This is a genomic window from Streptomyces cellostaticus (assembly GCF_001513965.1).
In the GTDB taxonomy this organism is placed as follows: Bacteria; Actinomycetota; Actinomycetes; order Streptomycetales; family Streptomycetaceae; genus Streptomyces; species Streptomyces cellostaticus.
Window position 1 is genome coordinate 44930 of the sequence record NZ_KQ948052.1, and the last position, 10257, is coordinate 55186.

Consider the following 10257-nt stretch of genomic DNA (forward strand, 5'->3'; position numbering starts at 1 on the left):
ACTTGAAATCGCAGGGCGTGCGCAAGCTGCTGACCCGGGACGGCTTCTCCCGCCAGGTGCCGGCCAGACGGGCCGTCGAACACGACAAGGAGAAATGTCGCTCGCTTGGCACCGGCTCGCGCTCTCAGCCGAGCCGGACTCACGTGGGCGGGAGGATGCCGCAGTACGGGACGGTCAGCAGGCTTACGGAGCCTTACGTGGCAGACCACAGCGCTCAAGCCGTACGTCGCTGTGTCTGCGGAGCCGGGCTGAGCAGAGTGCTGTGGTGGAAGCCGAGCCGTGGGTCCTCCCACCAGGCGAGCCCGTCGACGTACTCCTGGAGCTCCGGCATCGCCACGCGGAGGCGGACGGTGTTCGACGGATAGTCGTAGACGGTGATGGTGTTGAGTCCGCGGTTGGCGGTAAACAGCAGCGACTGGTCGGCGGAGAGCTGGCATGCGTACACCGAATCGAGCAGGGTTCCGCGCGATACGCGCAGCGCGGCGAGGAAGTGGCGGCTGCTCGCTGTCGGCGAACCCCGTGTCAGAGCGTCGGTGATCTGCCGTAGGGACTGGCGTCCGGCACGGAGTTGATCGGCCGTTCCGGGCCGTTCGTCGATGATGCGGAACGAGGAGAAGGTCTCCAGGTCGATCATCACGATGGTGCCGCTGCCGCCGTTGCAGTAGATCAGCTCGCGGTCGGACATACAGACATCGGAGTTGATGTGGGCCGGGGTCTCCTGGCTGGAGGCCCAGTGTCGCAGTACCTCTCCGGTCCTTGCATCGATTTCGAAGACGTATTCCTTGAAATACGCCATTGCCCATTCGTGCCAGTCCTGTCCGTCCTGGGGAAGGACCCGGAACGACAGGGCGTAGAAGCGGTCGTCGCGTGGGTGACAGGCCACATGCCAGCAGGTGGTGGGCAGTTGCACGCGACGGCAGGTCCCTTTCTCCAGGTCGAAGATGCCCACTTCACGCGCCTCGCCGTGCAGGGGATGGTCCATGCCGCCGTAGACGACGTAGCGCCCGGAGGCGGTGGCCTTCATCGCATGCGGCAGCAGCACGCCGTGCGGGCCCAGGCGCTCGGGCTTGGTCGGCCGCCGCAGATCGAACTGCCACAGGTGCTCGCCGATGGCCGCCACGGCCTGCGTCGCGTCCAGCCAGACCAGATGCGTGGTGCCTTTGATCGAAGCGTCGGTCGGCTCGAAGCGCAGCGTGGATACACGCTCGACCTCGGCCAGCGACGAGGTGTCGTAGAACATCAGGTGCTGACCGGTGTTGCCGAGGAAGCCGACCGCACGGTCAGGGCTGACACTGACCGCATGGCCGCCCGCCACGCCGTCGTAGTACTCGATTTTGTACGCGTAGCGCTCGGTGCGCGGGTCGTAATGGAAGACGCACACGCCGGCGCGGCCTTCCAGCCCGTTGAGCCCGTTCCCGTCCAGCGCGATGTGGAACGCGTACGGGTAGTCCCCCGTCGTAACTGCCAAGAACGGCACCTTTCAGCAGGTCTTGGGTCGTTGGTGCGCGCTCCGCTGCACGGCGGTGAGGATGCGGGTCGACGACCGCGCGGCAGTGAAGTGGCGGAACCCGTTGGCATCGACGTGGTCTGGGCGGGCGGCACCCCTCAGCGGGCGCCCCGGGACCTCGTCCCGCCGCAAGCCGGTGCGATGCAGACGCCCCTGGTAGCACGCTTCGAAGTTGTCCAACGTCGTTGTGAAGAAGCGGCGGTAGGCGTCCTCGACGAGCAGGCGCTTCACGCCGGGCGTACCGGGAATGCCGGGTACCCTGGGCCACCCGTCAAGATCCATCATCCGCAAGACCAGCGGCAGCGTGAACTGCTGGTGGGTGCGGATAATGATCTTCGTGCGGGCGCCGCCGTCAGCGCGGGAGAAGATCACCGAACCGTCGTCGAGGACAGCGGAATCGTTGGGACTGCGGACCGCAGACCAGCTCAGGCACTGGGTGTCGGCCGTACGGCGGATGGACTCCAGCTTGCAGACATCGAGTAGATCGGCGCCGAAGAAGGCCAGGTAGTTCGGCTGCGGCAGGGCGATGCTGCGCTCGGCCTGCCGGATGACCCGGCCCGCCTCGTCCCGGTCGACAGGGGCGACGCACCCGCCGAGGTAGTCGGCCGTCAGCCGGATGGCCTGGCTGATGTCCACTCGCGAGACGAACTCGTCGTACGGAACGGCCACGGTCCGTTCGCAGGCGAAGAGCACCGCACCGTCGTCGTGGCGCCACCGCATCCCGTTCCCATCGGTGGGCAGGGCGTCGAGCAGCGCCTCCAGAGGCTCCAACTGGTCCGCCACGGCGTCGTAGTCCGACGGATCGTATGCGCCCAGGTCCAGTCCCAGCGTCACGTTCCCCAGCGCTACCTTGCACTGCGCCAGCGAACCCGTGGCGAAAGAGACCCCGAAGGCCCGGGATGCGGACTCCGCCATGCCGACCACCGACAGGCCCCACGATCGAGTCGCACGCGCGAGCGGGTTCTCACCAGCGGCACGGGTAGCGGTCGCGTAGGCGGTGGTGAAGGCCGAGCCGAGGAACGTCGTCAAGGGATCGCCTACTCGTGCGTCGTTGCACTCCCGCGTCATCACCGGACGCGGTAGATCTGCCGAACCGCTGCCCCGACCCCCACCAGACATGTAGCCATAAATACCCGATCGCACTCCGGCGGACACCCAGGACCGGTGACGACTTCCGCCGTAGTGAAACGGCTGCAGCCTGACGGTCGCAGTGGTGCCGGCAGAGGCCGTACTCCACGACGACCGCGAGATCGATGATGGTCGCGTCTCGCCGATCTCGACCTGGCCCCAGGGCAACGCTGACGCGCCCACGTGCCGCCGAGCCCGCTGACCGCCACGACCGCGACCGAGACCCGGCAAGAGCCTGGCTGTTGGTGATGCGTACGGCTGGAGCTGGGCGCAACCAAGCCCGGCCACCAGCCCGGCGGAGAACGCTGGACCGTCTTGCTCGACACCTTGGATCACCCGTTCTGCGTCAGCGGCGCTAGGGGCGTGTCCGACTGGTCGAGTGACTGGCCAGGTAATCCGGTCCACCAACCCAAGGCCAACCACCCGCGGGGCCCGGTTCGCAGAACGCGACCAGGCCCCGCGGGGCTCGACGGCGGCCCGTGGTTACGGCAGGCGTGCGGTGTCACGGTAGGCGGGCCATGCACGGCGAACGTGGCGGTCCGTGCCCTTCCTGGCGCGCCGTCTACAGGCCGCCGCGCTTGTGGTCGAAGTCCGCCAGGCGGGCCACCAGCATGTTCGGGTCGTCCGGCTTGACCAGGTCGACCGGCTCGACCAACTTGTACGTCTCCCCCCCTGGCCGGGTACTGCGTGATCGTGGCCGTGACGACCATGGGCTCCCTCGTCACGAGTACGACCGGCTCACGGCCAGGCAGCTCAATCGTCGCGGTGAACGAGATCTCGTCGCGTTCCTCGTACTTCGGGGGGAAATTCTGCGTCAGTCGCAGGGCGCTCCGGGCCTCGGTGTCCGCGTTGTTCATCTCGAACGTCACGCGCGCCCCGTTGTCGCCCTCGCCGTTGACGCGGAAGGCGAGGGTGCGCAGTCGGACGCTGCGGAACGGGTCGTCTGCATTGACTTCCACGCGCTGTTTGATGGCGCCGCGGAAGTCGACGGTGAGGTTCCTCTGGTACTGGAACTTGCAGTTGAGCGCGAAAACCGAGGAGGGGACTTCCGCACCGATCGGCGGGAGTCCTCCCGCCCTTGCGGAGTGAGCCACGGTTGTCGGCGCCATCCCCGGCGCGGCGGTAGTCGCAGCAGCGGTGAGGGGACATGCGGCGATTGCGAGCGAAGCTGTGCAGGCGGCGAGCGCCCGGCGCCAGCGAGGGGACATCGCAGAACCTCCTGGTCATAGCTGGAGAATCGGACGAGTCGGATTTCAGCGCAGATCCCAGCCGCACCGTGCCTACGAGCGGGAGGTTCACCTGATCGTGGGCCAGATCCATGAACCGTGTCTGGCTGGGCAGATACCGCACCTGGTGTCGGCTGACACACGAAGAACGACGCGGACTATCACTCATCCAGGGTGGTGCTCGTTCGCGGTGCTCAGGCGGTACAGCTCGCGGTCGAGGCCCCCACACGGACCGGAACGAAGGGGCAAGGCCCAGTCACGCGACCCGTCCGACACCGCCCACTGAGGTCCGGCGCCGGCCGCTGTGTCAGCCGCTGGTGTCACATGCTCTATGCCGCCTTGACAAGCGTTGTCCCTGCAATAGATGGGCACACGAGGCGTTCTGGTTGGGGCGGTCCATTGTTGTCAATCCCTCGCGCGGGTGGCCACGATCGCGTCATCTCGACAACTGGCCTGACCTGCGATAGGCCAGTGCGGGAGCGGGCACCACTCGGGCAAACCATCACATCGAGCCAATAACTCCGATCACTGTTCAAATCCGCTTCAATGATGAATCGTTCCGCTAGGAAAGCATGCAGGCGAACCACACCCGACTGAAGAGGGGCCGCCAGCATGTCCGACTGGAAGCACATCGACGGGTCATTAACGCGGATCGCGGTGGGATCCAGGACCAACGTCTGGGGCGTCAACGCCGCCGGTGCGATCTACCGCTACACCAACAACGACTCCAACCCCTGGATCAACATCCCCGGGTCGCTGTCCGACATCGGCGCGGCCGCCGACGGCACCGTCTGGGGCGTCAACGCAGCACACCAGGTCTTCCGCTACACCGGCGACCAGGACACCAACAACTGGAAGCAGCTCAACGGCTCACTGGTGCGGATCTCGGTCGGATCCAGGACCAACGTCTGGGGCGTCGACCCCGCCGGCGCGGTCTACCGCTACAGCAACAGCGACGCCAACCCCGCCAACCCCTGGATCAACATCCCGGGGACACTGTCCGACATCGGCGCGGCCGCCGATGGCACCGTCTGGGGCGTCAACTCGGCCAACCAGATCTACCGCTACACCGGCGACCGGGACGCCAACAACTGGAAGGGCCTCAACGGCTCGCTCAAAGCGATCGACGTCGGTTCCCGCACCTCTGTGTGGGGCTGCGACCCCGCCGACGCGATCTACCACTACAGCTACTGCGACACCAGCCCCGCCAATCCCTGGATCAACATCCCCGGGTCGCTGTCCGACATCGGCGTAGGCGCCGACGGCACCGTCTGGGGCGTCAACGCAGCCGGTGCGATCTACCGCTACACCGGCGACCTGCCCGGCTGACCCATCTCCTGGGAGGAACCCTGGTGTGCCACGCAACGCCCCTCGGACACTGCGTGGCACATCTTCGTTCAGGCGCAACTGCCAACGTGGCGAGGTCGGCTCTGACAGTCTCCAGAGCCTGCCGAGGGACGCGGGCGTTAACCAACACCGCCCCGTCTCCTTGACCCGCCACTCACCCCAGCTCCCATCCCGTACGCCGTCGGCCCATACACCGTGGCGTAGGTGTGGTCCATGGCGTCCAGGTGGAGCGCGCCACTGTACGAACGACCTGGACGCCATGGACCACGTCTGCTCGGCTCTGCCTGGGTCGACGGTGTGCGGGATGGGAGCTCCCCACGCACGCCACTACGGACCCGCAGCCGGGAACGGCGCCCCCCTCCATCCCGGTCCCCCGCCGGAGGCATCGTTCTGACCATGGTCGCTCCCGTGCGGCAGTCGAGGCGGTCGTCCCGCTGGTTTTTGCCGGGCGCTCTATATCCGCAGGAACGAGGTTGAGCGGACCATCAACGCGCTCAAGGGCTTCCGAGCTGTGGCGACCCGGTACGACAAGAGTGCGTTCGTCTTTCACGGCACGGTCACCGTCGCCGCGATCCGGCTGTGGATCCGTCAGTGATCTGCCGGACGACTTTTAGGTCTACTGTCCGGCAGATCTGCCGAGGCCGGCCTGCTCCCACGGCTCTCCGCCCTGCGGTGGATCTCCATGACGACGCCTCCGCCGCATGGGGGAAGCGGATCATGCGCCAGCCCGATCCCTGCGCGCTGCGGATCCAGAACAGTGATCCCATGTCAATCAGCGAGACGCGTCCAACGACGGTGGTCGAGGGGACCGCCGGCCTGTGCCGCTCCGGGCAGAGCGGGTTGCCCGCGAGATCTGTGCGGGCGGTCCATGCGCGGACCCATGTCTGGAGCCCCGAGTTCTCCCAGTCCGCACGTCCGATGAGAACGACGCCGGCCCTTCCGCCGTTTCCCGGCAGTCAACTGTGTTGAGGACGATGAGGGACCATCTGTCACGATTTGGCTCATGTCGTTCCCGGCGTTCGCGTGTCTACTGGTCTTGTTCGCCCTGGTCGAGAGCGCGTGGCGATGGTTCACGGGGCTGGGCTTGATTCCGTGGCTGAGCAGGCGCACGGGGCGGTCGTTGTCGAGCATTGCATTCGATGAATTCACGGCGGTCGTGAACGGAAACAAGACTGTAGAGCTGGAACAGCGGCGGGTGGAGCTGCTGCGGCGGGACGACGAGAGCGACGGTGCGCCGCCTCGCTCCAGCATCGACCTGGCCAAGGGCACCGCGTTTATCGTGCTGCCACAGGAAGCGGACAGCCCGTGCGCTGACAGGCGCGATGCCCGTGAGTGCCGGCGGTGAGACGCCAACCGGAGGGAACGGGCGCAGAACCGTCCACGCTGTGGGGGCGTATCGCATGCTTGTGGGCGGCCGCGTTCGCTGTGTTGCACTTCTACTGGGCCGTCGGCGGTGATGTGGGGCTGAGCATCTCCGCCGGTCCGCTGGCCACCGAGCGCCCGCTGTGGTTCGTCGTAGCCGGTTTGTGGGGTGTGGGTGCGCTTTGCCTCCTCGGCGCCCTGCTGGCATGGCTGCTTGCCCGGTCCAGGCTCCGGGGCCTTCCCGCTCTGCTGGCAAGGTGGCTGGGGTGGGGCGTCAGTGCACTCCTACTGGCCCGTGGCATCGGCGTCGAGGTGCTGCTGCTGACCAACCCAACGCACCTGGATACCTCCGTGAGCGGGGGGCAGCGGGCCTGGACGCTGGCCCTCTGGAACCCTTGGTTCATCACCGGAGGACTGGCCTTCGGCCTCGCCGCCCTTCGGTCCCGCAGGCATACCGTCGCAGAACCGCCACCTCCGTCCAGACGCTAATCGCTCCGCCAGTCAGCCCACAGCCCCACTACTCCAACAGCGGCAGGTCACAGGCATGTCAGAGGCGCTGCACAGGATGGGCTGGAGCGTACTCCCGGTGCACCGCGCGGTGGAACGTGACGAGGCGGCGCTGACCGCCGCCTGGCGCAAGTCGGCCTCTCGGTTGGCTCGTTCGTGCGGTGCGCGAACGAGCCGCTTCTATAGTCGGGTCCATGGAAGAGATCAAGGAAGACGGCGAGCCGCAGCTCGGTCGTGCGGCTCGCATCGCAGTGTCGGTGGTCTGCGGTCTATCCGTCGCCGGGCTGTTGGCGGGCGTCACGTGGTGGGTGGACGGGTGGCACCACTTCTTCTTCGGCTGGGTGATGGCGAAGCTGGGCGTCAAGGCGGCCGTCGGTGCGCCGGTGGCGTTCGTCGCCGTGGCGGCCTGGGTCAGGAAGCGCCGGTCGGCCTCAGCCGGTGAGGGCGGTTCGGAGGGCGCGTAGCGCGGCGTCGAGGGAGTCGGCCGCGAATTAAGGCGGCACCTGAATCACGGGCGCGCCACCGAAGCCATCAACGTAACACCGGCACGCACCACGGCGTCCCGATGCTCACGTGCCAGGGGTGACCGGGAAGACCGTGCGTCAATACCGCCGGGGTAGCAGCGCGGACAGCGCCGCGAACCAGAACCGGCCCGTGGGCTCGTAATGGACCGGGCCCTTCAACTGCCAGCGCAGCACCGCGTTCGGCTCTGCCGGCGGGGCCACGTTCGCCTCGGACGCACACGGCCCGGAAGACTTACCTACCAGTTGGCAACCGCCACCACTGGCTGCGCCGTCGAGAGGGATCGCCCCGACGAGGCACTGACCAGGAACCGACGGAACTCGCTGATCTGCGGAAATACGGCTCGGGGCGTACGGAGCTCCCATGATGAGGTGTGAAACTTCCCGACGCAGCTTCGGTTCGTGGCGTCGTCGATCTGGATGGTCCGGGACCGGTTCCGGGTTACGAGCCGGCCCGTCGCTGTCGCTGCGGTACGGGCTCAGGGGAGGGCACCCGTCGGCCGATGGCGATGGCATGGAAACGCGTTCTCTCGTCGTCCCACGCCGTCTTGTGTTCCACCGCCTGCTCGGGGTGGCCGCCGGGCTGTTCGCTGTGCGTTGGGCGGTGGTGCCCAGGCCCCTGACCATGACGGCCAAGGGGTTTTCGCCGCGCCTGGCGGCGACTGCGGACGACGAGGGTTTGCGGGCGCTGTTCGGATCGGAGAACCGTGTGATCCGTACGTGCGAACGAGTGGTCGCGGTGACGTTCAACGCAGCCTGGAACGACGCCGGCCTGGACCGCATCCTCGGTGAGCTCGCCCGGCGGCGTACACCTGCCACCTTCTTCCTGACCGGCGACTTCGCCGACCGTTATCCCCGGGTGGTGAAGAGGATCGCGGCAGCGGGCCACGGGCTGGGCAACCACTCATACAGCCACCCCTACTTCAAGGACCTGACCACAGCCGGAAGACGCCGCGAAGTCCGGGCAGCGGACCAGGCCCTGCGTGCGGCGGGCGCAGGAGAGGCCCTGACCCCGTTCTTCCGGTTTCCCTACAGTGAGACCAGTCCTGACCAGATCCGGGAAGTCAACGGGCTGGGGTTCGCGGACATCGAATTCACCACCGACACCAACGGGTGGATGGGCACCGAGGGCGGCATGACCGTGGACCACGCGGTGCGCAGGGCGTTGGACGCCCTGCGCCCAGGAGCGATCCTGCAGATGCACGCCGGCGCGCCCCACGGCCGCAGCGAGGTGATCGACGCCCAGGCCCTGCCGCGGATCCTTGATGCGATCACTGCCCGTGGCTATACCGTCATCGACCTCCGCACCGTTCTCACGCCCCCCGCCTACCCTGCGTCTGACAGCGGACAGGGGCCTGCAGGAAATCGTGCCCCACTCGGTGGTTGAATGCTCCTGGCCACCCCCACCTCAGCGTTCACCAGCCATTTTCAGAGCCGCATCAACCGCCGTGCCTCCCCGTGCGTTGGCATCTGCTGATCCGTGCCGTGCTGGGACAGATGAAGGCTCACTGTTTCCGGCGCTGTTCATGTCGGCGGGTGCCCGGTCAGGCGGTTCCGCCACGGTGGACGCCGTACAGCTTGTTGTCGAAGGCGGCCAGGGCCGGTGCCGCGTAGTTGGTGGCGGTGAGCTTGGTGAACGGGTTCCAGGTGCCGCCGTTCAGGGTCGTCCAGAACAGGGATTCGTTGGAGCCGGCGCCGCGGACCATGCAATACAGCGTGCCTTCGTGGACTGCCAGGGCGGGCGCGGCAGCGGTGGAGCCTGAGGGGAACTTGCGGGGGGAGGTCCAGGTAGTGCCGTTGAAGGTCGTCCAGTTCAACGTGCTGTCGGCGCTGCGGTAGACGGCGTAGAGCTTGCTGTCGAAGACTGTCAACGTCGGCGCGGACGGGGTACTGGCCCCGTCGAAAGTGGTGAAGCCGCTCCAGGTAGTTCCGTCGAAAGTGGCCCAGGACATGGCGCCGTCGCTGGAACCGAAGCCACTGGGGTTGCGGATCATAGCCGCAGGCCAGGACCACGCGCGCCTTGACACCATCGGCCCTCATGGGTGCACGTTTGCCGAAAACCGGTAGTTGCGTGAGGAGGCTGCGACCTGCCGGGCACGGACCGGGATCAGGGTGCCGTCCACGATCCGTAACCGGTCAGCGCCCGGCACAGGGCTGGGCGCCGGTTCCAGCGCAAGCAACGGTCGCAGACGCTGGATGACCCGGCGGACGGTGGCAGGTGAGCAGCCGAAGAGCGGTGCGAGCTGCCGCATGGTGAGGTTCGTGCGGTAGTACACGGCTACCAGCAGCACCCTCTCGGCCGGTGGAAGACACCACGGTGGCGCGTGGAGACTGACGGATACGCAGTGGGCCCGGCTGGAGCCGCTGTTACCCAGGGGCAAGAAGCCGGGGCGGCCGCCGATATGGACCCGGCGGCAGCTCATCGACGGCATACGACTCCGCACCCGTACCGGTGTGCCGTGGCGGGATGTTCCCGAGCGATACGGGCCGTGGCCCCGGGTGTACGACCTGTTCCGTCGCTGACACGGGACGGCACCTGGCAGCAGATCTTCGCCCGGCTGCAGGCTCAGGCCGACGCCAAGAACCTCATCACCTGGGACATCAACATCGACTCCACCGTCTGCCGGGCCCACCAGCACGCCGCCGGGGCGAGGAAAAA

General features: G+C 67.2%; 10 protein-coding genes and 5 pseudogenes. 10 read left to right on the forward strand and 5 right to left on the reverse strand.

Annotated elements, in window-relative coordinates; translation table 11 throughout:
* Positions 1-2: 2 nt before the first annotated feature.
* Positions 3-83, forward strand: a pseudogene (locus AQI88_RS49200) (winged helix-turn-helix domain-containing protein); the annotation flags it as partial.
* Positions 84-214: 131 nt separating this feature from the next.
* On the opposite strand, the gene AQI88_RS48185 reads toward AQI88_RS49200, so the two are convergent.
* Positions 215-1468 (reverse strand): LVIVD repeat-containing protein, encoded by a 1254-nt coding sequence (locus tag AQI88_RS48185; RefSeq protein ID WP_067009419.1) that lies wholly within the window; start codon positions 1466-1468, stop codon positions 215-217.
* A 12-nt stretch (positions 1469-1480) separates the two neighbouring features.
* The gene (locus AQI88_RS38445) at positions 1481-2536 is read right to left on the reverse strand and encodes a hypothetical protein (protein WP_067009374.1); all 1056 of its coding nucleotides are present in this window, start codon (positions 2534-2536) and stop codon (positions 1481-1483) included.
* A 357-nt stretch (positions 2537-2893) separates the two neighbouring features.
* On the opposite strand from AQI88_RS38445, the pseudogene AQI88_RS48190 reads away from it, so the two are divergent.
* From AQI88_RS48190 to AQI88_RS38475, 6 genes and pseudogenes are all read left to right on the forward strand, one after another.
* Positions 2894-2986: pseudogene (locus tag AQI88_RS48190) on the forward strand (VOC family protein); the annotation flags it as partial.
* Positions 2987-4473: 1487 nt separating this feature from the next.
* On the forward strand, positions 4474-5190 hold the full coding sequence (locus AQI88_RS38455) for a tectonin domain-containing protein (RefSeq protein WP_067009382.1): 717 nt from the start codon (positions 4474-4476) through the stop codon (positions 5188-5190).
* A 430-nt stretch (positions 5191-5620) separates the two neighbouring features.
* A pseudogene (locus AQI88_RS38460) lies at positions 5621-5803 on the forward strand (IS5/IS1182 family transposase); the annotation flags it as partial.
* 408 nt (positions 5804-6211) lie between these two features.
* Complete coding sequence (locus tag AQI88_RS38465; protein WP_067009385.1) at positions 6212-6553, forward strand: DUF6191 domain-containing protein; 342 nt, start codon at positions 6212-6214, stop codon at positions 6551-6553.
* A gap of 80 nt (positions 6554-6633) precedes the next feature.
* A complete protein-coding gene (locus tag AQI88_RS49205; protein ID WP_425264586.1) occupies positions 6634-7059 on the forward strand; it encodes a DUF3995 domain-containing protein in 426 nt (141 codons plus the stop codon).
* Between the two features lie 212 nt (positions 7060-7271).
* A complete protein-coding gene (locus AQI88_RS38475; protein ID WP_067009388.1) occupies positions 7272-7541 on the forward strand; it encodes a hypothetical protein in 270 nt (89 codons plus the stop codon).
* 138 nt (positions 7542-7679) lie between these two features.
* On the opposite strand, the gene AQI88_RS48705 is transcribed toward AQI88_RS38475, so the two are convergent.
* The gene (locus tag AQI88_RS48705; protein ID WP_279616599.1) at positions 7680-7802 is read right to left on the reverse strand and encodes a hypothetical protein; all 123 of its coding nucleotides are present in this window, start codon (positions 7800-7802) and stop codon (positions 7680-7682) included.
* A gap of 421 nt (positions 7803-8223) precedes the next feature.
* On the opposite strand from AQI88_RS48705, the gene AQI88_RS38480 reads away from it, so the two are divergent.
* Positions 8224-8985: a polysaccharide deacetylase family protein gene (locus AQI88_RS38480; protein ID WP_107118788.1), complete on the forward strand. Its 762-nt coding sequence runs from the start codon at positions 8224-8226 to the stop codon at positions 8983-8985.
* Positions 8986-9142: 157 nt separating this feature from the next.
* Here the strand turns inward: AQI88_RS38480 and AQI88_RS38485 are convergent, their stop codons facing one another.
* Positions 9143-9592: a PLL family lectin gene (locus AQI88_RS38485; protein ID WP_079058083.1), complete on the reverse strand. Its 450-nt coding sequence runs from the start codon at positions 9590-9592 to the stop codon at positions 9143-9145.
* Positions 9593-9643: 51 nt separating this feature from the next.
* A pseudogene (locus tag AQI88_RS38490) lies at positions 9644-9916 on the reverse strand (helix-turn-helix domain-containing protein); the annotation flags it as partial.
* Positions 9917-9962: 46 nt separating this feature from the next.
* On the opposite strand from AQI88_RS38490, the gene AQI88_RS48195 reads away from it, so the two are divergent.
* Together AQI88_RS48195 and AQI88_RS48200 are read left to right on the forward strand one after the other, a co-directional pair.
* A complete protein-coding gene (locus AQI88_RS48195) occupies positions 9963-10121 on the forward strand; it encodes a transposase (protein WP_244184535.1) in 159 nt (52 codons plus the stop codon).
* Positions 10058-10257 (forward strand): annotated as a pseudogene (locus AQI88_RS48200) (hypothetical protein); the annotation flags it as partial. The gene AQI88_RS48195 and the pseudogene AQI88_RS48200, both read left to right, overlap by 64 nt.